This is a genomic window from Lysobacter enzymogenes (assembly GCF_900106525.1).
GTDB lineage: Bacteria > Pseudomonadota > Gammaproteobacteria > Xanthomonadales > Xanthomonadaceae > Lysobacter > Lysobacter enzymogenes.
The window spans coordinates 212,238-236,560 of record NZ_FNOG01000007.1 but is presented as its reverse complement, the minus strand read 5'-3'; the positions used below and the strand labels follow the sequence as shown (position 1 = coordinate 236,560).

Sequence of the window (24,323 nt, the reverse complement as noted above, 5' to 3'; positions counted from 1 at the left end):
ATCACGACATCGGCGCCGAGACCGTGGTGATTTTCCAAGCGGCACGCCGCTCCCACTTCCGCCGTCGGCGGATCCGGCGCTGCCGCACTACACCCCACGGAGATGTTCCATGCTCGCAAGACAATTGCTTTTGGCCCTGGCGCTCGGCGCGGCCGCGGCCGGCGGCGCGCACGCGTCCTACCCCGCGCCCGGCGCGCTGGTGGTGCTCGACGAAGAAGGCGGCCCCAACAGCCGCGGCGCGCTGTACGCGATCGAGCCGGTCAGCGGCTACCGGCGCGTGCTGACCGATTTCGGCAACGGCATCCAAGGGCCCGTCGCCGCCAAACCCAGCGGGCTCGCCCGTGTGTCCACCGGCCTGTGGGGCGGCGACGACCGCTGGATCGTCACCGACGCCAACGGCGGCACCGACAACCGCGGCGCGGTGTACGAAGTCGATCTGTCCAACGGCGCGCGCACCACCGTGGCCGATTTCGGCGACGCCTCGCGCGGCCCGCTCGGACGCCAGCCCGAAGGCGTGATCTACGTACCGCCGGTGCTGCTGGGCCCGCTCAGCGGTTTCTTCGTGCTCGACCGGCGCGCCGGCACCGACGGCCGCGCGGCGATCTTCAAGCTCGAATCCAACGGCCGCCGCAGCGTGTTCTCCGACCTCGGCGACGGCCGCGGCGCGCGCGCCGCGCAGGCGGTCGCCTTCACCTGGCGGCCGGGCGCGCTCGGCCTCGGCGGCAAGCTGCTGGTCACCGACATGACCACCGGCACCAACGGCCACGGCGCGCTGCTGACGGTCGATCCGATCAACAAGAACCGCACGGTGTTGAGCGACTTCGGCGATGTGTTGCAGGGCTGGGTCGACGCCCGCCGCGAAAGCGCCCCCAATTCGGTGATCGCCGGCAACGACGGCAGCATCTACGTGCTGGTCGTCGGCGGCGGCACCGACAGTCGCGGCGCGCTGATCAAGGTGGATCCGTCCTCGGGCTATCGCAATCTGGTCAGCGATCTGGGCGTCGACAGCCAGGGGCCGACGGGTTCGTTGCCGGTCGCGATCCGCTGGTCGAAGGATCAGCAGACGATCTACGTGGTCGATGCCAAGGGCGGCACCGATGCGCGCGGCACCTTGTTGCAGGTCGATCCGGCGACCGGCGCGCGCCGCACGGTCAGCGACTTCGGCTTGAGCGGCTACGGGCCGCTGGGGCAGTCGCCGCGCGCGATCGACGTGAACTGATCCGCTGCAAGCGCGGCGGCATCGCCGCATGTACAAACGGGAGCCCCGCATGCGGGGCTCCCGTCGTTCGAACGAAGCTCATCGCCGCAGCGCCGGGCCTGCGCCCGGCGCTGCGGACGCCATCACCAGGGAATCTGGCGCTGATCGACCAGACGCGGGCTGACTTCCTTGACCCCGGCGCGGCCGAGGATGCGCTGACGCGCCTGCATCGCCTCGCCGACCGAGGCGTAACCGATCGTGGCCTTGCCGCCCGCCGCCGAGGAATACAGCAGCTTGCCGCCGGTCTCCGCGACCAGCGTCTGCACCACGCTCGGCTCGGCGAAGTAGACGTTGAGCTCGGGCGCGACGATCACCGTGTTGCCGTCTTCGGACACCGCCGCGGCGAGGTTCTCGCCGCCGCTCACCGGCGCGGCCAGCGAGCGCTGGCTGCGCGCGCCGGCCGGCGCGGCCGCCGGCACTTCCACCGCGTAGTCGCCGACGACTACATCGCGCCCGACTTCGGCGCTGGCCTCGACCTGCTTGACCACGGCCGACGGCGCCAGGCGGAACTCGGTCTGGCCGATGGTGAAGCGCTCGCCGGTCGCGGCGAGATCGAGCTGGGCCTTGTTGGTGTAGACCTGGGCCAGCGCCGCCGGCGCCATCGCCGCCGCCAACACGCCCGCGTACAACGAAAGGGTTTGGATTTTCATGCTCAGTGCCCCAGGACGCGGATCTTGAACGAAGAGAGGTTGCCCTTGGCGGCGGTGCCCGCAGCCAGGCTGGTGTCGGCGACTTCGACGGTCCAGTCGCCGCTGGCGGATTCGTCCAGGTAGGCGTTGACCGCGGCCAGATCGAAGGTCATCGTCGCGCCGACCGGCACCGAACCGGCCGGCACCACGATCGCGCGGGTGCCGCTCGGCGAGACCAGGGTCACCACCAGCGGCGTGGACTTCAGCGGCGTGGTGTTGCCCACCGGATAGTTCGACGCCAGGCCGATCTGCACCGCCTCCACGCGGCGGGCGCCGTTGCCGATGCGCACCGTCGCGCGCGCCGGCGCCGCGGCGTTGCCGATCGCCTGCGGCGTTTCCAGCTGCACCCGCTGCCAGCCGCTGTCGACCAGCGCGCCCAGCGACTTGAAGCCGATCGCGCGGTTCACCGCCAAGGTCGCATCGACCAAACCGTAGCCGTACCAGTTGCTGAAGGCGCGGCCGGCGGCGTTGGTGGTCCAGCCCGCCGCCAGCACCGTGCCGTCGGCGTTGGTCACCGCCGCCTGCGTCGGATCGACCTGACGCGCGGTGGTGGCCAGGATGTACTTGACGTCGCGGAAGCTCAGCTTCGGATTGACCTGCAGCATCAGCGCGACCACGCCCGACACGGTCGGCGACGCCGCCGAGGTGCCGTTCATGGTGGCGGCGTAGTTGCAGGTGCTGTCGATGGTGGACTGGTTCGATTCCAGGCGGTTGAGGTCGAAGTCCGACCAGAACTGCACCGGCTGCACGCGGTTGGTGTTGTAGCCGCGCACGCAGCCCGACAGGTCGGTGGTCATGATCGCCGGATCGAAGCGCACCGCCGGCTGCGTCGCCAGCTGCGCCGGCGTAGCCTGGGTCGACAGAGTCGCGCGTTCCCAGCCGTATTCGCCGCCCAGGCCCGACACCCACAGCGACGCGCCGGGCGTGGAGTAGCTGGAGCGCTTGCCGGCGGCGTTGACCGCGGCGACGGTGACGATGTTGAAGAAGTTCGATTCGCGCACGAACACCGACTGGCTACAGCCGACCTGCGCGCTGGAAGCCGGGCAGTAGCTGGCGACGCTGTTGAAGCCGTTGCCGGCGGCCTTGACGTAGACCGTGCCCAAGCCGCCGCGGGTGGCCGACATCGGGTTTTCCCAGGCCGCTACTTCGTTTTCCGAGACCGTGGTCAGGAACAACGGCGTGGTGTCGCCCCAGCTGTTGTTGGACACGGCCACGTCCTTGGACTCGGGGCCGTTCCACCACGCGTACTGGACCTGGGCGAAGCTGCCGCCGGCGTCGAGGAAGTTGAAGCTCTTCAGCCGCGCGTTCGGCGCCACGCCGCGCACGCCGATGCCGTTCCAGCCGACCGCGCCGATGATGCCGGTGACCGCGGTGCCGTGGGCGTTGCCGCCCTGCGCGGCGCTCGGGGTCGGGTCGTGGCTGTTGTTGTTGAAGTTCCACGAACCGTTGGGCACGACGTTCGCGGCCAGATCCGGGTGAGCGATCTCAGCGCCCTGGTCGAGCACGCCGACGACCACGCCGGTGCCGCGGATGTTGTAGTCGTGCAGGTCGTCGATGCCCAGATCGACGCCGGAGGTCGGCCGGGTATCGCCGATCACCGCCTGGCCGTAGTTCATCAGATGCCACTGATAGCGATACAGCGGATCGGTCTGCGCCTGTGCGGCGCCGGCCGACAACGCGGCCAGGGTCGCTATGCTGAGGATCGTCCTTTTTGCGAAAAGCTGTCGCATACCGCCAACTCCTTGGGTTTGGTCGGACTCGCGTCCGTGGGACAAGCCGCTGCGCCGCGTCCGCGGCGCGCTGCAACTCGATCGGTTGGGTGCGTCGGTTTTGGGTGGCTCGGGTTCGCCGAACTCAGTTCGGCGCGTCCTCGCCCTCGATGATTTCCGGCGCGACTTCCTTGATCCCGGCGATGGCCTGGATCGTGGGCATCGCCCGGATCGCCGCGTCGACCGAATCGAATTCGATCCGGCCGTTGCCGCCGGCGACGGAGGAGTACGTCAGCTTGCCGCCGCTGGCGCGCACCGCGGCCTGCAGCGCGGCCGGATCGCGGTGGTAGACGTTGAGGGTGGAGGTCACCACCACCGCCTTGCCGTCGTCGCCGACGGCCGCGGCCAGGCGCGGCTTGGCGGTGACGGCGCGGGCGCTGCGCGCGCCGGCCGCCTGCACGCGCACGGCGTACTCGCCCACGCGCACGGACTGGCCGTCGGCGGTTTTCGCCGCCGCGCTGACCACGCCCTGCGGCGCGAGGCGGAACTGGGTGTAGCCGATGCGGAACGCATCGCCGGTGGCGGCCTGGCGCAACGCGTCGCGCGCGCTGTCGGCCGACTGCGCGTGGACCGAGGCCGCGGCCAACAGCAACGGGCAAATCAAGATCGCGGTTTTCATGCTCAATGCCCCAGAACGCGGATTTTGAAAGAGGCCAGGCCGCCCTTGGAGGCGCTGCCGTCGGCCAGCGGCACGTCGGCCACTTCCAGGGTCCAGGTGCCCTGCCCCGGTTCGTCGAGGAAGGCGTTGCTGGCGAAGAAGTCGGCCTTGAACGCGCTGGTGTTCAGGCGCGTCATCGCCGGGAACACGGTGCTGCGCGTGCCGCTGGGCGAGACCAGGGTCACCTGCACCGGGAACGGCACGGTGCTGCTGGTGTGGGCGTAGTTGCTCGCCCAGCCCAGTTGCACGATCTCGATCTTGCGGATGTCGTTGCCGATGGCGATGCGCAGCTTGGCCGGCGCGCCGGCGCCGCCGATGGCGACCGCGTCGGTGGGCGCGATGCGTTGCCAGCCGCTGTCGATCAAGCGCGGCAGCGGCTTGAACGTGCCGGCCACCTCGACCGCGAGCGACGCATCGACCAGGCCGTAGCCGAACCAGTTGCTGAAGGAGCGCCCGGCCGCGTTGCGGGTCCAGCCCGGAACCAGCACCGTGCCGTTGGCGTGCACCGCCGCCGGCTGGCCCGGATCGAGCTGGCGCGCGGTGGTGGCCAGGATGTAGCGCACATCGCGGAAGCTCAGCTTCGGATTGGCCTGCAGCATCAGCGCGGCGACGCCGGACACGGTCGGCGCGGCCGCGGAGGTGCCGTTCATCGTGCCGACGTAGTTGCAGGTGTTGTCGATGGTCGAAGCGTCGGTGGACAGCGCGTTGCGCACGTTGCCGTTGGCGTTGCTGCCGCGCACGCAGCCGGCCAGGTCGGTGGTGACGATGGCGGGCTTGTACGACACCGCGGCATAGCCGGGCGAATAAGCGACCTGACGCCCGTACTCGCCGCCCAGGCCCGACACCCACAGCGACGAACCGGCCGAGGAATAGCTCGAACGCTTGCCCTCGGCGTTGACCGCGGCGATGGTCATCACGTTGAACATGTTGTTGCGGCGGTCCAGGCCGGTCTGCTTGCAGCCGACGTTGGCGTCGACCACCGCCTTCGGGCAATCGGAGATGAAGTCGTTGCCGGCGGATTTCACATAGATCGCGCCCAGGCCGTTGCGCGTGGCCGACATCGGCCCCTCATAGGCCTGCACTTCGTTTTCCGAGAACGCCGGAATGGTGGTGGCGGTGGAACCGAAGCTGTTGTTGACCACGGCCACGTCGCGCGCCTCGGCGCCGTCCCACCATGCGTACTGCAACTGCGCGGTGGTGCTGGCGGCGTCGAGGTAGTTGAAGCTCTTCAACCGCGCCGACGGCGCCACGCCGCGCACGCCGATGCCGTTCCAGCCCACCGCCGCCATGATCCCGGCGACCATGGTGCCGTGCGAGGAGCCGCCGCTGACCGGAGTGGGATCGTGCGAGTTGTCGTTGAAGTTCCACGAACCGTCCGGCACCACATTCGCGGCCAGGTCCGGATGGGCGATTTCCACGCCCTGGTCGACCACCGACACCACCACGCCGCGGCCGCGGATGTTGTAGTCGTGCAGGTCGTCGATGCCCATATCGATGCCGAAGGTGGGGCGCGTGTCGGCCAGCACCGCCTGGCCGTAGTTCATCAGATGCCACTGATAGCGATACAGCGGGTCGTTCTGCGCGTGGGCGGCGGACGCGCCCAACAGCGCCGCCGCGAGCGCGCTCGTTCTCAAGATCGTTTGCCGCATGACTGCCACTCCACCGGAATAAGGAAAGGCCGCGCGGCGCCTGCCGGCGCCGCGGGTCGTAGCGCTGCGCGAATGCCGCCGCGGCGCGCCCGCGCGGTTGCGCGGACGCGGCGCGGGGCGCTTACAGCACCATGTTTTCCAACTGCTCGATCTTCGGGCTGGCCTCCTTGATGCCGGCCTGGCCCTGCAACTTGGCCACCGCGTCCAGCGCTTGCTGCACCGAATCGAACTCGATCGTGCCCTTGCCGCCGATCGCCGAGGCGTAGGTCAGCCGGCCGCCGGTGCGGCGCACCGCTTCGTCGAGCACGCTGGCTTGATCGAAGTAGACGTTGACCGAGGAGGTCACCACCACCGGCTCGCCGGTCTGCGACACCGCCGCGGCCAGCTTCGGCGACGGCGCCGCGGCGAGGCCGCGCTTGGCCGCAGCCGGCGCGGCGCCGAGCGCGAGCGCGTACTTGCCCGCGACCACGGCCTGGCCCGGATCGGCCGAGGCGTCGGCGGCGGTCACCGTCGCCGACGGCGCCAGCCGGAACTGGGTATCGCCGATCTTGAAGCTGGCGCCGGTAGCGGCCTGGCGCAGCGATTCGGGCGCGCCGGTTTGGGCCTGCGCGCCGCTCGCCAACACCATGCCGAGCAGGGAAACGCACAACACAGGAAGGGTCTTCATAGTCAGTGCCCCAGCACGCGGATCTTGAATCCAGTGAGATTGCCCTTCGACGCCGCGCCCGCGGCCAGCGGCACGTCGGCGACTTCCAGGGTCCACAGGCCATCGCCGTTTTCGTCCAGGAACGCGTTGCTGGCGATGAAGGGGATGGTGAAGGCGGTGGTCGAGCCGACGCCGGTCATCGCCGGCACCACATAGCTCTTGGTGCCGCTGGGCGAGGTCAGGGTGACCAGCAGCGGCGAAGGTGCGGTGGAGAAGAAGCCGGCGGTGATCGGATAGGTCGTCTCCAAACCCAACTGCACTCCTTCGACCTTGCCGATGCGGCGGTCGATGCGCACCTGCAGCTTGGCCGGCGCGCCCGCGCCGCCGATCGCCACTGGCGCGGCCACTTCGGCGCGGCTCCAGCCGCTGTCGATCAGCGCCGGCAGCGGCTTGAACGCCATCGCCCGCTGCACCGCGGCGGTGGCGTCGACCAGGCCGTAGCCGTACCAGTTGCTGAAGCGATGGCCGGCGGCGTTGGCGCTCCAGCCCGGCGCGATCACCGTGCCGTTGGCGTGCTTGACCGTCGGCTGGTTCGGATCGATCTGGCGTGCGGTCGCGGCCAGGATGTAGCGCACGTCGCGATAGCCCAGCTTCGGATTGGCCTGCAGCACCAGCGCGCTGACGCCGGCCACGGTCGGCGTCGCCGCCGAGGTGCCGTTCATGCGGCCGGTGTAGTTGCACGTGCTGTCGATGGTCGACTGGCTGGAATCGAGCGCGTTGAGGCGCGCGCCGGCGGCGTCGCTGTTGTAGCCGTTGACGCAGCCGCTGACGTCGGTGGTGACGATGGCCGGGTCGAAGTTGAGCGGATTGGTCTGGGTCGAGTACGGCTTCTGATGGCCGTATTCGCCGCCCAGACCCGACACCCACAGCGCCGAGCCGGGGCTGGAGTAGTTCGAACGCACGCCGGCGGCGTTGACCGCGGCGATGGTCATCACGCTGAACAAGTTGTTGCGCGGATCGAAGCCGGCCTGGGTGCAGCCGACGTTGGCCGCGCGGGTTTCCGCGGTGCAGGCGTTGAACAGGCCGAAGAACACCGGATGCTGATTGTAGTGGTTGCCCGCGGCCTTGACGTAGATCGCGCCGAGGCCGTTGCGGGTGGCCGCCATCGGCTTTTCGAACGCGCCGACCTCGTTCTCGGAGAACGCCGGCGGCAGCAGCGGCGCGGCGCCCCAGCTGTTGTTGGAGACTGCGACGTCCTTGGATTCGGCGCCGTCCCACCACGAATAGACGATGTTGTCGTTCTGGTTGCCGCCGGCGCGCGGCGACAGGAAGTTGAAGCCCTTGAGCTTGGCCGCCGGCGCCACGCCGCGCACGCCGATGCCGTTCCAGCCGACCGCGGCGATGATGCCGCCGACCGCGGTGCCGTGGCCTTCGCCGGCCTGGGTCGGGCTGGGGTCGTGGATCGGGCCGCCGGTGTTGAAGTTGCGCGAGCCGTCGGGCACGACGTTCGCGGCCAGATCGGGATGGGCGATCTGCAGGCCTTCGTCGACCACGCCGACCACGACGTCGCGGCCGCGGATGTTGTAGTCGTGCAGGTCGTCGATGCCTACATCGATGCCGAACGCGGGCTTGGTGTCGCCGAGCACGCTCTGGCCGTAGTTCATCAGATGCCACTGATAGCGATACAAGGGATCGCCCTGCTGCGCCTGCGCGGCGCCGGCCCAGGCCAGGGCCGCGATGGCCAGGCTCAGCGCCGTCCTTTTGCTCAGATGCTGTCGCATACCGCCAACTCCTTGAATTCTTCGGGCATGCCTTCCCCGTTGCGGCCGGAGCGTTCGCTCCGGCCGTCGCGGTAAGCCTGCGCGTGGGGGATGGGCCTTACTGGTAGATCATGGTGAAGGTGACGCTGCTGTTGGCCGCACCGGCCGTCGCCGCGCCGGTGGCCACGTACTGCGCGTAATAGCGCAGCGCCGCGCCGCCGCCTTCCACCGCGACCGACTGGGTGTTCTGCAGGCCCAGCGGATTGCCGAGCAGCACCTGCGAGTGGTCGGCATTGAGCAATTGCAGTTCGACGTTGCCGGCGATGCCGGTGCCGCCCTGCAAGGTCAGGTTGTTGCTGCTGGTGTTGATGGTCGGGCCCGGTTCGAAATAGGTCTGGACCTGGGCGGTGCTGGCGTCGCAATCGGCGACGCGGATGAAGAACGGCGTGCGTCCGGCGGTCTGGCCGGAAGCCGAAAGCGCCGACACCGCGACCGCGGGCAGCTTGACCCGGATGTCGGCCGGAGTCGGACCGTTGGTGAGTACACAGGTCGGCGCGATCACCGAACCTTCGATGCGGATGGTGCCGTCGGCGGCGAACGCGGACGCGGGCAGGGCGAGCGCAATGGCGAGTACGGCGATGGAAGCGGTCTTCATATCGTCCCTTGAATCTGAAAGTCGCATGGCAAGGCGGCCCGACCCCGGGTCCGGATGCGTCGTCGTCGAATCCGGGCCGGCCGATGTGGCAAGGAATCCTCGGTGCGGCGCGGGGATCGGAGGAACTCGACCCGGGCTTCGCGGATTCGCTCGCTACTCGATGTAACGCAGTGCCGTCGCATCACCCCCCCACACAAATTGTGCATTTGAGAGGTGGGTCGAATTCAGCGGAGCTTTGCGCTCGTCAGCAACGTCGATGCTGCGGCGTATCGACGCGGCGCATCACTCGTAGCTGAGCGTGAACGTCAGCGACGCCGATACCGTGCCCGGTTGCGCCGGCTGCGCATCGCTGCGGTAGTACGCGGCTTGCAAGGGAACGCGGAAACTGCCGCCGTCGCCGAGACCGGTGGCGCGCACTTCGTGGTTGACGCCGAACGCGACCGGGCGGCCGTCGCGGTCGCGGATCTGAACGGCCACACCGCGCGCGCTGGCGCTGGCATCGAGCGCGAGCGCCGAGGTCGCGGCATCGGCGCCGCCGAGCGGATCGAGCCGATAGCTGATCCGGGTCAGCCCCGCGGGGCAATCGTCCAGGCGCAGTTCGAAATCCTTGGCGCCGGCGCTGGCGCCGGGCTGGGCCAGCGCCTGCGGTGCGATCGGCGCCAACGCCACGCGCAAGCTCGGCGTGTTGCAGGTGGTCGCACGCACCGAGATCGCGCCGGTGAAGCTGACCCGCGCGGCGACCGCGTCGCCGCCGTTGGCGCTCGGGCCGCCGCGATAGACCAGCGTCGGCAGATCGGCGCCGCGGATCGCGCCGCCGCCGCCCGCGGCGTCGAGCTTGATCAGTTCCACGCGCAGGCTGCCGCGGCCGGAAGGCCCGGCCGCGACCGCAGCGTATTCAGCGGTGGGCAGCGCGCGGCCGTCGATCGACAGGCGCACGCCGATCGCCGCCACACTGGTGCGGTAGATGTCTTCGGACTGGCCGGGATGCGGCGTCTGCGCGTAGCGCCAGCCGCCGTCGCCGGCGGCATCGGCGCAACCCGGCGGCGGCGCCGGCAAGGGATAGTCGGCAGCGTACAACACGCTGCCGGCGGCGCGGTCGCGCGGCACCGCGATGGCCGCGTCGATGGCGATGGCGCGCTCGCTCGGCGCGGCGCACTGCGCATGCGCGGCGCCGGCGGCGAGCGCTGCGGCGCTGAACACGACGGCGGCGCAGGCGCGCGCGAGACAACGCTCGCCGCGTTCAGGGCGGATCATCGCGATGGCAGACGGCTTCGACGAGCGCATAAGCGTTCTCGCTCTGGCGGGAAGGCGGAGGAAGGACGTAGTCGATCGTGCAGCGGCGCCCGCCTTGCGCGCCCCAGCGTACGTGCAGGCGGCCGCGTTCGGCCAGCCCGGTGGCATAGATGCGGCTGGCCTGCGCCACCGCGCCGACGCTGCGGCCGCTTTCATCGAGCACGTCGGCGGCGAACGGCAGCGCTGCGCCGGCGTCGTCGCGCACGCTCAGGATCGCGCCGCGGCCGCCGCGGGTCGGGTATTCCATGCGCACCACCGCGCCGGCGAACGGCACCACGGTTTGCGCGGTGCCGGCGATGTCGACCTGGGCGCGCGCGCTGAGCGGATCGATCTCGACGGTGTTGCGCGCATACGGAATCAGATACGGCGCCAACGCGTAGCCGCGCCGGTCCACGCGCGCGCCGCCCTGGTTGAGCAGGCGCGCGCCGCCGGCGCCGTCGGCCGCGACCAGAGCCATGGTTTCGCCGTATTGCGGGCCCAGGGTCAGGCCGTGCGCGTGCAGCACGGCCACGCCGTCCACGCCCCAGCCGTATTGGCGATAGCCGCGGCCCCAGCCGTAGGACGCGTTGACCGTCGCGAACGGCGCGCGGTACAGCGCGTTGGCCGCGCCGGTGCGGTTGCCGCCGGCGCCGTCGGCGACGCTGACGCCGTAGCCGAGCACGTCCTCTTCGCCGAGGCTGCCGCTCACGCCGAGCCGAGTATCGCTGCCGCGCGCGCGGCGCTCCAGCGAAGCGGCGACGGTGGCCGCGCGTCCCAGCGGCAAGGTCAGACCGAGGAAGTACTGATCGTCGCTGCGCCCAGCCGCGTCGTCGACGCGCGCGGCGGTGAACACGATGCCGAGGTTGCGCCACTGCCCGCGCACGCCGGCCTGGTAGTTGCCGCTGCTGGAGCGGTCGCGATAGCCCAGGCGCGAGCCGCTCAGGTACAGCGAGGTGCGCGCGCTCAGCGGCCAGCTCAGCGACAGCTGCGCGCTGTCGCGCAGGCCGCGCGCGTCGGCGCCGGGCAGCGGCTGTTCGCGCCGGCGCAGCGCGGCGTACAGGTCCAGGTGCGCATCGCCGGTGTAGGCCGCCACGGTCGTCGTCGCCACCAGGCCGTTGTCGAAGCGGCGGTTGTAGCCGCTGCGCCAGCGCACTGCGGTGCCGACGCCTTCGGCGCGCACCGGATTGGCGTCGAGCGAGAACGCGCCCCAGTCGGTGTTCCAGGCCGCGCCGAGCACCGCCGAGCGATAGCCGTCGCTGAGCAGCGCGCCGGCATAGCCGGTGAAGGCGTTGGAGAACCCGTACTGCGCGCTGGCCTGGGCCACGCCGGGCCGCTGCGACAACGCGGTTTCCTCGACCCGGCCGAGCACGAATTCGTAGCCCAGGCTGCCGGCGCGGCGCAGCTGCGGATTGGAGGCGTTGGCGACGCGGAAGCTGGCGACGCGGCCGTCGGCTTCGATCACCGCCACGTCGAGGTCGCCGCCGTTGCTGGCCGCGTACAGGTCGTCGATCTCGAACGGCCCCGGCGCGACGTTGCTGCGATACAACAGGCTGCCGCGCTGGCGGATTTCCACCACCGCGTTGCTGTAGGCGGTGCCGCGCACCACCGGCGCGTAGCCGCGCAGCGAATCGGGCACCATGCGCTCGTCCTTGATCAGGCGCGCACCGCGGAAGCCGTACACGCCCAGGGTCGGATCGCCGGCGGTGGCGCGGCCCAGTTGCAGCCGCCCCGACCACGCAGGCAATGCGCGTTCCAGATACGCGGCCTGGGTGTCCCAGCGCGAGGGTTCGCCGTCGGCCCAGCTCAGCGCGCCGCGCTGGCGGTATTGCCAGGCGCCGAGGTTGGCGCCGAACTCCACGCCGAGGTAGCGGCTGCGGTAATCGCCGTCGTCGCCGCGCAGTTCGCTTTCGCTGTAGCTGTAGCCCAGCACCAGCGCGTTCTCGCCCCGCTGCCACAGCTCCGGCGCGACCGCGCCGCGCGCGCTGCGGCGCAGCGCCGCCTGCGGCACGCTGAGGTCGAGCGACAACTCGGCGAAGTCCACCTGCACCGCGGCCTGGGCGACGCGCGCGGCCAGATCGACGCACTCGGGTTCGTCCGCCGTCGCCGGCAGATCGACGCCGAGCCGGCGCAGCAGCGGCCCGCTCAGGCACGGGCGCGCGGGGGCTCCGGCTTGCTCGCTGCGGAACTCGATTTCCTCGCGCAGCGCGAACGCGCCGTTGACGCGCACGTCCAGGCGATAGCGCCCCGGCGCGACTTCGCCGGCGCGAGCGAAGCGCGACAGATCGGCCTGGCGCGCGCTGCCGGACAGATAGCGCAGGTCGAATTGCGGTTCGGCCGCTGCGGGCGATGCGGAGGCCGGCGAGGCAGCGGGCGGCGGCGCTGGCGGCGCCGGTTGTTGCGGTTGTTGCGGCGGCTGCGCCGACGATTGCAGCGGCGACGACGACTGCGGCCCTGCCGCCTGCACGGCGCCGGCGAAGGCGATGCCCAGGCACAAGCCGCCGCGCAGTGCGCGCGCGGCCGGCGCTTGCTTCGACGCGGCGGGCCGCGCGGCGCGCGGCGAACGGTGGCTGCGCGCCATCGCGCGTCTACTCCGCGGTCTGCCCTTGCAGCTCGGTGCGCCCGCCGTAGTCGTTGATGATCGAATAGGCGACCGCCGCGCCGGCGGCCGGCGCCGCCGACAACTCGGCCAGATCCAGGCGCAGGCTTGCGCCGGGCGCGAGCATGCCGGCGTTGTCGAAGCGGTATTCGCGGCCGCCCGCGCTGAGCGCGACGCGGCCGAAGGACACGTGGAACGCGCCGGGGTTGGCGCACTCCAGCGCCCAGCCGCCGGCATCGCTGCGCACCACTCGCCAGCGCAATCCGCGCGCGGCCGCCTCGGGATCGCCGGCCAGCCCCTGCGGACGCAGGAACACCTTGATGCGGGTGCGGAACGCGACCTGCAGATGATTCTGGTCGGCCTCGGCCGAATCCATGCTGGGCGGGATCTCCAGCACGTTGAGCCAATACACCGACTCGCGCCCGTCCGGCGCCTGCGCGCCCGCCGCGGTCGGGCCGTACACCAGGCGCAACGCCTGGCCCTTGCCCGGCTCGATCCGCACCACCGGCGGCGAGACCAGGAACGGCGCCTTGCTGGTGTCGGGCGATTGCTTCGGATCGCCGTCGTCGACCCACACCTGCACCAGCGCCGGCCGCGCGCCGACGTTGTTGAGCTTGACCGCGACCTCGCGCTGTTGCGCCGGATAGACCACACGCGTGCCGGCGATGGTGACCTCGGCCTGCGCCGGCGCGAACAGGCCGCAACTCACGACAGCCAACGCCAGCGCGGCCCAGCGTTTTTTCCGGCACAGCTTGGTCATACCTGATCGCACTCCTGGCTCGTGGACGGCGCGCATGCGCGGCGGTTCGATCGCGGCCGCAGCCGCTTCGATCGGCGCGGCGCGATGCGAGCGAACGGCGCAGCCGTGCGCGCATCGGCGGCCGAGCGCGCGGCCGGACCGGCCGACACCCGCTCCTAACCTAGAACGCGCGCCCAGTCCGCAACCCCTACCCCGCTCGCCCGGGCGATTGTGCACGCATCGGCCGGCGAGTCCATCCGCGCGGCCGCGCTTGGCGAGCGCCGCCCGCGTTCAGGCCGCCGACGTCAGGCCGTTTCGTCGCGGCGCTCGCCGGCCGGCACGGGGGCCGGCGCTGTATCCGCCGCGCTCACCCGTCCCACCCACAGCGCCGAACACAGCGCCAGGCCCGCGGCGATCCAGCCGACCGCACCGTAGCCGGCGATATGCCCGCTCGCATCGGCGCTCAGCATCAAGCCGCCCAGCCACGCACCGATGCCGGTGCCCAGCGACATCACCGCGCTGTTCGCGCTGAGATAGGCGCCGCGCTGCTCCGGCTGCGGCACCGTGGTCTGCAAGGCCTGCAGCGGCACCATGCGCCCGTTCATCGAGACCATGAACACGGGGAAGAACAGCAGCATCGCGATGAAGCCGACCGCCGGCAGATGGGTGACGAACAACACCGGCAGCAACGACACCAGCACCGCGATGCGATACACCCGCTGCTTGCCGTGGCGGTCGGCCAGCCGCCCGATCAGGCGCGAGGTGAAGAACGCGGCGACGCCGCCGGCCATGTACATCCACGACAACTGCGAGGGGTCGATGCCGTGGTTGGCCACCAGCATCGGCGAGATGAACGGAATCACCAGCATCTGCGAGGTGGTCAGCATCAAGGTCAGGGCGAAGGCGTTGAGGTGGCGCGGGTTGGCGAACAGCCGCAGCAGGTTCGGCAGCGCCTGGGCCAGGCTGTGCGGCTGTTGCGACAAATGCCGGTCCAGCGGCGGCACCGCCCGCGCGCCGCCGATCCAGATCAGCAACGACAGCGCCACCAGCAGCCAGAACGGCGCCGACCAATGGAAGTGCGCGCCGAGCAGCACGCCGACCGGCACGCCGATCACCGAGGCGACCGAGAACGAGGTCATCACCGTGCCGGTGGCGGCGCCGCGGCGTTGCGCGGGGATCACGTCGGCGATGATCGCCATGATGATCGAGCCGAGCACGCCGCCGCTGATGCCGGCGAACGCGCGCGAGGCCAGCAGCAGCGCATAGCTGTCGGCCAAGGCGCAGGCCAGGTTCGACAGCGCGAACAACGCGTACATCGCCAGCAGCAGCTTGCGCCGGTCGAAGCGGTCGATATAGGTGGCCGCGAGCAGGCCGGACAGGCCGCCGCACAGCGAATAAGCCGAAACGGCCGCGGCGAACTGCGCCGGCGAGATGTGCAGGGCGCGCATGATCTGCGGGCCCAGCGGCATCATCACCATGAAGTCCATGATCAAGGTGAACTGGGTCAGCATGAGCAGCCACAGCAGGCGCCGCTCGCGCAAGGGCGAGATCGAGTACATGGGAGTCCTTGCGGCCGTTGCGGCCGCGACGAGGGAGGGGGCGCGTCAGTCGTCCAGGGTTTCGTGCACGCCCTGCGCGCCGCGCTTCCAGTAGCCGGCCGCGTGCAGGCGCGCCTTGTCGATGCCGCGCTCGTTCAGCAGGTGCTGGCGCACCGCACGGATCGCGGCGGACTCGCCGGCGGCCCAGACGTAGCCCGGGCCGTCGCGGTCCTCCTGCGGCAGGCGCAGGTCGCGCAGCGCGCGCAGCAGCGGCGACTCGGCGTCCGCGTCGTTGCCGATGCGATAGCGCCAATGCGTTTCCAGCGCGGCCGCGCACTCGAACTCGAGCTGCGCGCTGGCGTCTTGCACTTCAAGCACCGCGATGGCGCGCACGCCCGCCGGCAGCTCCTGCAAGCGGCGCGCGATCGCCGGCAAGGCGGTGTCGTCGCCGATCAACAGATGCCAGGCGAAACCGGTCGGCACCACGCGCGACCCGCGCGGGCCACCGATGCCGAGGTAATGGCCGACCTGCGCCTGGCGCGCCCAGTCGCTGGCCGGGCCGGCCTGGTGCAGGGCGAATTCGAGCACGAGCTCGCGCGCGTCGCGGTCGAACCGGCGCGGGGTGAAATCGCGCACCACCGGGCGCGCGGCGCCGTCGGCGAACACCAGGCCGTCCGGGCCCAGCGTCGGCAAGGCCGGACGGTCCTGCCCGGGCGCGGGGAAAAACACTTTGACGTGGTCGTCGAACGAGGCCGATACGAAATCGGCCAGCGATTCGTCGGCGAGGGTGATGCGGCGCAGATGCGGCGTCGCCGATTCCACGGCGGTCACGCGCAACTGGCGCAGCTTCAGCGGATGGCGGACGCGCGCGACCGCCAGGTCGGTGGGGGCTTGCATGGGGGAAGTCCTGTGGTTCGCGCGAGGGCGCTCGCGCGGGGCGTGGGTGCGCTGCGGCGGGTGCGGCCGCGCGTCTGGGCCGTCTTCGCCGCGCTGCATCGCGGCGACAGTCGCCGCGACGGTTGCAGCGATCGCGGCCGCGGCGATCAGGCGCCGTCCTCGATCTCGCGGGTGGCGCGCTGCAGGATCGCGGCGATCCGGCGCTGCTCGTCGGCCGGCACGTCGTCGCGGCGGAACAGCGCGGTCTTGAGCGCGCGCCGCGCCTGGATCAGCTCCGGCACCCAGCCGCCTTCGCTCGGATCGGCCGGATCTTCGCCGGCCAACGCGCGCCGCACCGAATCCATCTTGCGCGCGATGTGGTTGAGCTTGGCCAACATCGTATCGACGCGCTCGCGATGGGCGAGCAGATGCGCGCGGCCCGGCTCGTCCAGCGCGTAGCGCTTGCGGTTGCCTTCCAGCTCGACGGTCACGTAGCCCAGTTCTTCCAGGTAGGTCAGCGCCGGATAGACCATGCCCGGGCTCGGGCTGTAGAAACCGTTCGAGCGCGTTTCCAGCGCCTTGATCAATTCGTAGCCATGGCTGGGCTTGTCTTCCAGCAGGGCCAGCAGCAGCAGCTGCAGATCGTCGGAAGAGAACTTGCGGCCGCGCGAGAAGCCTTCGCCGTCGTCGAAACCGCCGGGGAAGCCGGGACCGCCCGGGCCGCCGGGAAAACCGCCGCGGCGTCCGCCGCGGCCGCCGCCGCGCGGGTGGTGGCCGCCGAAGTGGGCGAAGGGGTGGCCGGCCAAGCGTTCGAAGCGCGAAGCCTCGTCGCGGTCGCAGTCGCGGTGGGGGCCGAACACGAAGAAACGGCGCATGGGGAGCATCCTTCTATGTCGTAAGATGTGTTTTACGATATATATCTTAAGATATGAAATCAACACTCCCGGGCGACCGCTCGTCGGACGGAGCGGACCGCGCCCACGGCCTCGCCGGCCTGCCCTTCAGGGCAAGCCCGGCGACGAATCGCTCGCAATCTGGGGTTATCGGGCCGCCCGGCGGCCCCTGCGGACGCGGCGCGCCCGCCGGCCTTATCGGCCGCTTGGCGCGGGCGGAGCCAGCAGCAGCCAGCCGTCGCCGAAGTCGATCGACGCCTTCTGCGCGATCCAGAACGTGGCGCCCAGCGCGCCCTGGATCGGCCCGCCGCCCTTGGCCGACGCCGCCGACAGATACGCCCCGGTGTCCCAAGCCGGCGGCTGGATGCGGCCGTAGTCGACGCCGCCGATACGCACGCCGACCGGCTTGAGCGGCTTGTGCACCGGCACGCTGGCGCCGCCGGGGCCGCCGGCGGTGCCGGTGCGGCCGCCGAACCTCAGCTTCGCCGCGCGCGCGGACGGCAGATCCAGATAGCCCTTGGACACGGTGTTGACGATCAACCGCGCCGGATGGCCGTCCAGGCTCGCATCGATCAGGTAGCACGCTTCCTTCTCGTCCCAGACCATGCGCAGCGCGGCGTAGCCGGCCGCGACCAGGCGCGCGCGCTCGGCGGCACTGTCGCCGGCCACGTCGGGAAAACCGATGCGCTTGCCGTCGAAGTCGACGATCGCGCGGGTCTTGCGCAGCCAGCCGACCCCGAGCATCCCCGCTTCGCCGGCGCCGGGCAGTTCGACCTTCGCGCCGGGCAACGCATGCACGAACGCGGGAACCTCAGTGACGACGCTCGGCCCGACGCTCAAGCGGCGCAAGCTCGTGCGCGAGGCGCCGGCGGCGGCGAGGTGGCCGCTGCGGTCGATGCCGTAGCGCCCCGACGAGGTGCGCTCGCGATAGCCCAAGGCATCGGCCGCTTCCGGCGTGATCTCGATCGTGCCCGACGCGCCGGAATGCACTTGCAACGCGATCGGGATCGTATCGATGCGCGCCTCCACAACGGGACGGTCGCCGAAATGTTCCACCATCGTGAACGGCGCGTACTGCATGCGCGCCTGCGCGGGCGCGGCAACGGCCGCGGCGATCGCGACGGACAACACCCACCACTGCGGCTTCATCACGGCGAACTCCGACAGGAACGGCTGCGCGCAGCTTAGCGCTCGCGAACCGGGCCGCACCGTGCCGAAAGAGAGGGTGCCGGCGCGCATCGCCCGACGCGCCGACGGCCGCGCACGCTCACCGAGCCTCATGCTGTGACGCGCGCCGCCGGAGCCGCGCGCGCCGCTGCGTACCCTGGCCGAAACGCCTCGCCGATGGCGGCGAGCGCTTGCATCCGAACCGGAGTCCGCCATGCGCGCAATGCTCGCCGCCGTACCGTTTGCGCTGTCGCTATGCGCTGCGCCCGTCCTCGCCGCGCCCACCGCGCTGGGCGCGCTCGGCGGCGGCACCTGCCGCGCGATCGACGTCAACGACGGCGGCGCGGCGATCGGCAGTTGCCGCACCGGCAGCGGCGACTTCGTGCCGGTGTATTGGCCCGCCGCCGGCAGCGGCGCGCTGGTGCTGTCGGCGTTGCAGGGCGACGGCGCGTGCAGCGCGGTCGGCATCGCCGCGGACGGCGCGATCGGCGGCAATTGCGATTGGGGCGACGGCGGCGAACAAGCGCCGGTGCGCTGGCCGACGCCGTCGCTGCCGTCGCTGCGGCCGGACATCCTCAACGCGCGCACCGGCGACGATCGCGCCGAAGCCTGGGTCGTCAACGCCGCCGGCGCCGTCGCCGGCATCAGCACCACGCCAGGCGGCAAGGACCAACCGGTGGTGTGGAAGAGCGGACAGCGCGCCGCTACCGCGCTGCCGGTGCCCGGCCTGCTGCCGCCGCTGCTGTCGCCGGCGACCGACTGCAGCGTCGTCGCCCTGGGCCCCGCACCGACGCCGGTCGCGGTGGGCCAGTGCGAACTGCGCCGCGGCGGCATCGCGGCGGTGCAATGGACGCCGAACGCGCTCGGCGGCTACAGCGTGAGCGTGCTGCCGGGCCTGGTCGCCGGCGCCGATTGCACGGCCGTCGCGGTCAACGCCGCCGGCCAGATCGCCGGCACCTGCGAGGACGCGGCCGGCGATCTCGCCGCGGTGCGCTGGAACGGCGCACAGGCCGCGCCAGCGGTGCTGCACGGTCTGCCGCGCGAGGCGGCGATGGGGCAGCAATTGTCCGCGGTCGGCCTCAACCAGGCCGGCATCGTCGCCGGCCATTACATCGACAGCAATGGGCGTTCGCGCAGCTTCTTCTGGGCGCCGACCCAGGACCCGGCCAGCGAAGATGCGCTCGACCTGGGCACGCTCGGCGGCGCCACCGTGTACGCGCGTCAGATCGCCGACGACGGCCGCGTCGTCGGCTCGGCCGAAAACGCGCAAGGCGCGGAAGTCGGTTTCGCCTGGGGCCCGGCGGCGGCCATCGCCGAGCTCGGCACGCTCGGCGGCCGCACCAACGCGCCCGCGGCGATCAGCCGCAACGGCCTGTGGATCGTCGGCACCAGCGCGAACGAGGCGGGACAGCGGCAGGCGTATCGGATCGGGCCAGGGCAGCGGGCAGCGGCGGCCGCGCGCGCGCAACCGGGTGCGGCGTTCGCCACCGGTCGCTATCGCGCGGCCGCGCTGCTGGAACCCGCGACCGCGTCCTCGTGCCAAGACCTGGGCACGGACTGCCCGCAACAGGCGCACCTGTGCAACAACGCCGTCTACTACGCCGTAATGACGGCCCAGTGCCCAAGGACTTGCGGTCGCTGCCCGCAATACCCGCCCGGCGGCGCCGCGTCGCTGCCGTCCGGCGCGCCGCTTTCGTGCGAAGACAAAGCCCCGAGTTGCCGCGGCCGCGAAACCCTGTGCAGCAACAGCAACTACTACACCCTGATGCGCGATCAGTGCGCGCGGACCTGCGGTCTTTGTGCGCCGCCCAGCGGCGCACACTGGACTCGTTAGGCGCGGCGGCTGCGTCGGATGCAAACGGCGCGATCGGCGCGATCGGCGCGAGCCAAGCCGGCCTCATCATCCGACTGCGCACGCACGCCGATCACTCCACCACCGACGGGTCGGCGACTTCGATCGCCAGCGGCGCATCGGCCGGCGCGCCCGGCGCCCGCCACACCCGCACCGCCGCGCCGATGCCGGGCACCTGCGCCTGCAGCAGCGACTGGCGCGCATTCGCCGGCTGCCACAGAGCGCTCAAGGTGTCGCCTTCGCTCGACTGCACCGTCAGCACGAACGAGGACACCGAACCGTCCTCGGCCAGCACCCAATCGCGGCCGACGATGCGGCCGGTCGCGGCGACCGCGGCCGGCGCGAGTTCGCGCCAGCGCGCCTGCAGGCCGCGTTCGAACTGCGCCTGCCGGATCGACGCGGCGCGCAGCGCCCACAGCGCCGCCGCCAGGCCGGCGAGCATCAGCGTGAACAGCAGATCGAACCACCAGCCGGGCGTGGCGTGCGTCCACAAGATGAAGATGCCCCAGGCCGCGACGACCGACGCGAATGTGTTGGCGACGGCGAACCACGTCCGCCCGGCCGCGCCCAGCCGGCTCGGCAAGGCCAGCGCCTCGGGCGGCCGCGCCACCGCAGGCGGATCCAGCCGCGCCACCAGGTGGACGACGCGGCCATCGGCGTAATCGAGCGCGGAAGATTTCGACATGGCCGCATGGTAGCGGGCCGATATGACGCCGCGCAGGCACGCCGCCCGCGCCGGGCCGCACGGCGGCATGTCGATTTCGCCGCCGGCCGTTCGTCGAACCAGGAAAGGCGGATCATCGACGCCAGGCGCTCGCCGCCTCGGTCGGCCCGCCGCCCGCATCCCAGAACCGCGCCGCGCGCGAGCGCGGCCATCCATCGACCGGAGCCGACGCCATGACCCCGACCATCACCGCCTTCGAACGCTCGCCCGACCGCGGCGCCGGGCTGGCGCGCGACATGCGCGTGCGCTGGACGCTGGAAGAACTCGGCCAGCCCTACCAGGTGCGCCTGCTGTCGTTCGCCGAGATGAAGCAGCCCGCGCACCTGGCGCTGCATCCGTTCGGGCAGATTCCCACTTACCAGGAAGACGGCCTGGCGCTGTTCGAATCCGGCGCGATCATCCTGCACCTGGCCGAACGCCACGCCGGCCTGTTGCCGGCCGACAGCGGCGCACGCAGCCGCGCCATCGCCTGGATGTTCGCCGCGCTCAGCACGGTCGAGCCGCCCATCGTCGAACGCTCGATGGCCTGGCTGTTCGAGCGCGAGCAGAGCTGGTACGCGCAACGCCTGACGATGCTGGACGAACGCGTGCGCCGGCGGCTGGGCGAACTGTCGCGCCATCTCGGCGACGCCGACTGGCTCGACGGCGATTTCAGCGCCGGCGATCTGTTGATGACCACGGTGCTGCTGCGGCTGCAGAGCGCCGGCATCGTCGACGAGTTCGCCAACCTCGCCGCGTATATCGCCCGCGCCACGGCGCGGCCGGCCTATCAACGCGCGTTCGCGGCGCAGCGCGAGGTGTTTTTGCAGGCGCAGGCGGCTGCGGAATCGGCGCCTTAGCTCTTCGAGCCGAGCCGCAGCGCGATGCGGCGCATTGCGCGCCGCCGCCGGCAACACCGAGCGAACCGGGCCCCGGGACGATCCCGGGGCCCGGCGCTTGGATCGTCGCGACCGGACGCGAAGTCCGCCACATCGCCTCAGCGATCGCGCGACCCCGGCCTCACGGGCAAATCGGATTGCAGGCCGGCTCGACTTCCGCGTAATAGCTCTCCACCCGCGGCGTGAACGTCACCGGATAGTTCGGCGACGCCGCGTCGTAGTTGCTGACGCCGTACCAGACCTTGCGCGCGTTGAGCGGGTTCTTGAGCCGCACGCTGTTGGCGCTGGCGGTGGCCAACACCGCGCCGGTGCTCACGCTGGTGAGCGTCGCGCTGACCAGGCACAGCGGCCGCAGGCCGGGGCCGCAGCTGGTGGTCACCGAGATGCGCACCGTGCCGCTGGCCAGCAGCGCCTTGTCGATGTTCTTGCACGCCACCATGCCCGTGGTCGGGCCCGAGGGATCGCCCCAGCTGTAGGCGAAGATGCCGAACTGGCGGTTGCCCGAGTTCGCGCCGACGCAGGTCGGGTGATACGGCGGCTGGGCCGAGCCCAGCACGATGCCGATGCCGCCGCCGGTCGCGTTGGCGGTGAACTGGCCGGAAGACGTGAAGGCCTGGTCGCCGGACAGGTTGCTGACGAAGACGCTCTCCACGCCGGCCTGCAACAGGCTCGACGCGGCGACGTCGACTTCCACCGTCTGCTCTTCATAGGTCGCGCGCGCCGGCTTGATCCACGACCGCTCGGCCAGCTGCGATGCGCCGCACACCGGCGTGCAGAACGCCGGATTCAGGCTGAAGGCGGGCGTCGCCGCCGCCGCGCTCGCCCCGGAAAGCTGGATACATCCGATCGCGGCCAACAAAACCATACGGGTTGCCGAAAACCATTTCATGGGGCTTGCTCCTGTGTGGACATCCTGCAATGGACGGCGCGCGGCTGCGCTCGCGGTGCTCGACCGCGGTGCGGGCGGCGCGCCGAAGGCCCCGCCGTCTATGCGGCGGGCCTGCCAGTACTCGCAGGACGCGGCAAGTTCGGATCATCGCGGCGCGGGTTTCGGCGCAAACCCGGTGCGCGCGCACAAAGCGCGCCGGGCCGCGCGCCCCGGCCTTCGCCATTCCCCTGGCGGCGCCGACCCACCACAATGCCGCGCGACACTCCCTCAACAGCGCCGAGGCCGACCCCAGCGTGAGCGACCAGCGATCCAGCGTTTCGCGACGGCTGCGGCGACGGCTGGACCAAGGCTATCGTGCGTTCTTCGTCAAGAAAGGGCGCAATCCGGTGGCCTGGATCGGCCTTCCACTGGCGCTGCTGCTGGTCGCGGCGGCGATGGCCAGCGCGGTGCTGGCGCGCGATCTGGACGGCGTGCAAGGCGGCGTCTGGGGCTACTCCGGCTTGGATGCGCGGATCAAGCTGGCGGCGCTGCAGGTGCCCACGCTGGTCTGGATCCTGCTCGCCTCAGCGGTGCCGGCGATCTCCCGCTCGATGGCGATCACCCTCGCCTGCTGGTTCGGCCTGCCGCTGGCGCTGTGGCTCGGCCACACCGGCATGAACCTGCTGCAGGCGATCAACGTGCGGATGGACGACAGCCCCGCGCGCACCCTGTGCCTGCCGGTCGAACACAGCCGCCGGCTCGGCTGCGCGAGCGTGAGCTCGAAGCGCGGCAACAGCCGCTACTGCGCGGACCTGACCACGGTCCAGGAATGGCCCGCGCCGGGCGCGACGGCGCAGTTGCAGCTCGTCACCGACGCGCCGCAGGTTTGCTTCTCGGCGCATGCGGGGTTCCTGGCCGCTCCGTGGATCGACCAGTTGCGTCCGCACGCCGCTGCGGCGCAATCGGCGCGGGCCGATTAAACGCGGGCGCCGGCGGCTTGCGGCGCCGCCACCCACCATCGGCCGCAACGAACCGCTAGAGCTCGCGCCGCAGCGCTTGCAGTTCGCTATCGGTGTGCGGGGTTTCCCAGGTCGACAGCCAGCAGAAGGACACCCCGGCCCGCTCGGCGGCTTGCTTGAAGGTCACCAGCTCGCTATCGATGGGAACGTAGTGCTGCGGAACGAAGTGCATGAGCCCGATCGGCCGCCGCAGCGAAAAGCCCGGGGCCAGTTCCTTGACGATCGAACGCAAGGTAGCGCGGATGCGCGAGAAATCCTTGAGCTCGCCGCGATGGTTGTCTAGCGCGAGGCAGTCGCGGCGGATGCTGCGTCCTTCGCCCGCGACCCGGGCGATGAAGTGGTCGGGGTGGACCTGGATGTAGATGAAACGACGACGGAAAAACGGCATTACGCCCTCTGAATACTCCATCGCACCGCGCCGTTGAACGGCATCGTGACGAATGAAATTTCGGCTGTCACTTGATGAGCAGATAGGCGCTCAGCAGCATGGAAATGGCAGAAAGGCCGAGCGCGGCGAACAGCATCGTTTTGTAGGCTGTCACTTGCTTCTTCGCATCCTGAGCCGCGACTTCTACGCCTTGCATGGCCTGCTGGAGCTTCTCGGCCAATACATGGATGGATTGCGCGTTCTGCGTCGCGGCAGTCTGCAGTTCCTCGATCTGCTTGCTGATGACCGGATCGCTCTTGGCGGCTTCCGGGGGCTTGGAGGTGAACGCGGGAATCGCCACGGTGGCGATCTGGGCCACATACGGTGCCACCGCTTTGATGATGGGAAGAACTTGCACTGCCATGACGCCCCCTGTTGATCGATCCGATG

The 24,323-nt window shown here is 71.0% G+C and carries 22 protein-coding genes; 4 read left to right on the top strand and 18 right to left on the bottom strand.

All coding sequences use genetic code 11. The annotated features are described in order from the left end of the window. Positions 1 to 109: 109 nt before the first annotated feature. Complete coding sequence (locus BLU84_RS18335; RefSeq protein ID WP_139175108.1) at positions 110 to 1,219, top strand: hypothetical protein; 1,110 nt, start codon at positions 110 to 112, stop codon at positions 1,217 to 1,219. A 122-nt stretch (positions 1,220 to 1,341) separates the two neighbouring features. On the opposite strand, the gene BLU84_RS18330 is transcribed toward BLU84_RS18335, so the two are convergent. The 14 genes from BLU84_RS18330 to BLU84_RS18265 all read right to left on the bottom strand — a co-directional run bounded on the left by BLU84_RS18330 (position 1,342) and on the right by BLU84_RS18265 (position 18,147). Next, positions 1,342 to 1,908 carry a hypothetical protein gene (locus BLU84_RS18330; protein ID WP_074870709.1) on the bottom strand — a complete coding sequence of 189 codons (567 nt, stop codon included), beginning with the start codon at positions 1,906 to 1,908 and terminating at the stop codon, positions 1,342 to 1,344. Between the two features lie 2 nt (positions 1,909 to 1,910). Further along, positions 1,911 to 3,677, bottom strand: a complete 1,767-nt coding sequence (locus BLU84_RS18325; protein WP_074870707.1) for a S8 family serine peptidase — start codon at positions 3,675 to 3,677, stop codon at positions 1,911 to 1,913. 124 nt (positions 3,678 to 3,801) lie between these two features. Continuing rightward, positions 3,802 to 4,335: a hypothetical protein gene (locus BLU84_RS18320; RefSeq protein WP_074870705.1), complete on the bottom strand. Its 534-nt coding sequence runs from the start codon at positions 4,333 to 4,335 to the stop codon at positions 3,802 to 3,804. A gap of 2 nt (positions 4,336 to 4,337) precedes the next feature. After that, a complete protein-coding gene (locus BLU84_RS18315) occupies positions 4,338 to 6,023 on the bottom strand; it encodes a S8 family serine peptidase (protein WP_074870702.1) in 1,686 nt (561 codons plus the stop codon). A 121-nt stretch (positions 6,024 to 6,144) separates the two neighbouring features. Then, positions 6,145 to 6,690: a hypothetical protein gene (locus BLU84_RS18310; protein WP_139175107.1), complete on the bottom strand. Its 546-nt coding sequence runs from the start codon at positions 6,688 to 6,690 to the stop codon at positions 6,145 to 6,147. Positions 6,691 to 6,692: 2 nt separating this feature from the next. Next, positions 6,693 to 8,450, bottom strand: a complete 1,758-nt coding sequence (locus BLU84_RS18305; protein ID WP_074870698.1) for a S8 family serine peptidase — start codon at positions 8,448 to 8,450, stop codon at positions 6,693 to 6,695. A 97-nt stretch (positions 8,451 to 8,547) separates the two neighbouring features. Beyond that, a complete protein-coding gene (locus BLU84_RS18300) occupies positions 8,548 to 9,084 on the bottom strand; it encodes a fimbrial protein (RefSeq protein ID WP_074870696.1) in 537 nt (178 codons plus the stop codon). A 282-nt stretch (positions 9,085 to 9,366) separates the two neighbouring features. Continuing rightward, positions 9,367 to 10,284, bottom strand: coding sequence for a fimbrial protein (locus tag BLU84_RS18295; protein WP_139175106.1), 918 nt, complete (start codon positions 10,282 to 10,284; stop codon positions 9,367 to 9,369). Positions 10,285 to 10,324: 40 nt separating this feature from the next. Next, complete coding sequence (locus BLU84_RS18290) at positions 10,325 to 12,934, bottom strand: fimbria/pilus outer membrane usher protein (protein WP_074870692.1); 2,610 nt, start codon at positions 12,932 to 12,934, stop codon at positions 10,325 to 10,327. A gap of 7 nt (positions 12,935 to 12,941) precedes the next feature. After that, positions 12,942 to 13,712: a fimbrial biogenesis chaperone gene (locus tag BLU84_RS18285; RefSeq protein WP_074870687.1), complete on the bottom strand. Its 771-nt coding sequence runs from the start codon at positions 13,710 to 13,712 to the stop codon at positions 12,942 to 12,944. A 284-nt stretch (positions 13,713 to 13,996) separates the two neighbouring features. Then, positions 13,997 to 15,250 carry an MFS transporter gene (locus BLU84_RS18280; RefSeq protein WP_074870685.1) on the bottom strand — a complete coding sequence of 418 codons (1,254 nt, stop codon included), beginning with the start codon at positions 15,248 to 15,250 and terminating at the stop codon, positions 13,997 to 13,999. Between the two features lie 45 nt (positions 15,251 to 15,295). Beyond that, the gene (locus BLU84_RS18275) at positions 15,296 to 16,126 is read right to left on the bottom strand and encodes a siderophore-interacting protein (RefSeq protein WP_074870683.1); all 831 of its coding nucleotides are present in this window, start codon (positions 16,124 to 16,126) and stop codon (positions 15,296 to 15,298) included. Positions 16,127 to 16,272: 146 nt separating this feature from the next. Next, positions 16,273 to 16,980 (bottom strand): PadR family transcriptional regulator, encoded by a 708-nt coding sequence (locus BLU84_RS18270; RefSeq protein WP_074870882.1) that lies wholly within the window; start codon positions 16,978 to 16,980, stop codon positions 16,273 to 16,275. Positions 16,981 to 17,193: 213 nt separating this feature from the next. After that, positions 17,194 to 18,147 carry a pepsin/retropepsin-like aspartic protease family protein gene (locus tag BLU84_RS18265; protein ID WP_139175104.1) on the bottom strand — a complete coding sequence of 318 codons (954 nt, stop codon included), beginning with the start codon at positions 18,145 to 18,147 and terminating at the stop codon, positions 17,194 to 17,196. A gap of 232 nt (positions 18,148 to 18,379) precedes the next feature. Here BLU84_RS18265 and BLU84_RS18260 point away from each other — a divergent pair, with 232 nt between their 5' ends. Continuing rightward, on the top strand, positions 18,380 to 19,999 hold the full coding sequence (locus BLU84_RS18260) for a hypothetical protein (protein ID WP_083382810.1): 1,620 nt from the start codon (positions 18,380 to 18,382) through the stop codon (positions 19,997 to 19,999). 91 nt (positions 20,000 to 20,090) lie between these two features. Here BLU84_RS18260 and BLU84_RS25830 read toward each other — a convergent pair whose 3' ends face one another. After that, positions 20,091 to 20,702 (bottom strand): hypothetical protein, encoded by a 612-nt coding sequence (locus BLU84_RS25830; RefSeq protein WP_139175103.1) that lies wholly within the window; start codon positions 20,700 to 20,702, stop codon positions 20,091 to 20,093. A 212-nt stretch (positions 20,703 to 20,914) separates the two neighbouring features. Here BLU84_RS25830 and BLU84_RS18250 point away from each other — a divergent pair, with 212 nt between their 5' ends. After that, a complete protein-coding gene (locus BLU84_RS18250; protein ID WP_074870675.1) occupies positions 20,915 to 21,580 on the top strand; it encodes a glutathione S-transferase family protein in 666 nt (221 codons plus the stop codon). Positions 21,581 to 21,740: 160 nt separating this feature from the next. Here the strand turns inward: BLU84_RS18250 and BLU84_RS18245 are convergent, their stop codons facing one another. Further along, positions 21,741 to 22,508 (bottom strand): hypothetical protein, encoded by a 768-nt coding sequence (locus BLU84_RS18245; RefSeq protein WP_139175102.1) that lies wholly within the window; start codon positions 22,506 to 22,508, stop codon positions 21,741 to 21,743. 29 nt (positions 22,509 to 22,537) lie between these two features. Between BLU84_RS18245 and BLU84_RS26680 the strand changes: the two genes are divergently transcribed. Beyond that, positions 22,538 to 23,467, top strand: a complete 930-nt coding sequence (locus BLU84_RS26680) for a hypothetical protein (RefSeq protein WP_139175101.1) — start codon at positions 22,538 to 22,540, stop codon at positions 23,465 to 23,467. Positions 23,468 to 23,522: 55 nt separating this feature from the next. Here the strand turns inward: BLU84_RS26680 and BLU84_RS18235 are convergent, their stop codons facing one another. Together BLU84_RS18235 and BLU84_RS18230 are read right to left on the bottom strand one after the other, a co-directional pair. After that, positions 23,523 to 23,894: a hypothetical protein gene (locus BLU84_RS18235; RefSeq protein ID WP_074870669.1), complete on the bottom strand. Its 372-nt coding sequence runs from the start codon at positions 23,892 to 23,894 to the stop codon at positions 23,523 to 23,525. Positions 23,895 to 23,961: 67 nt separating this feature from the next. Further along, positions 23,962 to 24,297, bottom strand: a complete 336-nt coding sequence (locus tag BLU84_RS18230; protein WP_074870667.1) for a hypothetical protein — start codon at positions 24,295 to 24,297, stop codon at positions 23,962 to 23,964. Between the last annotated feature and the right edge of the window lie 26 nt (positions 24,298 to 24,323).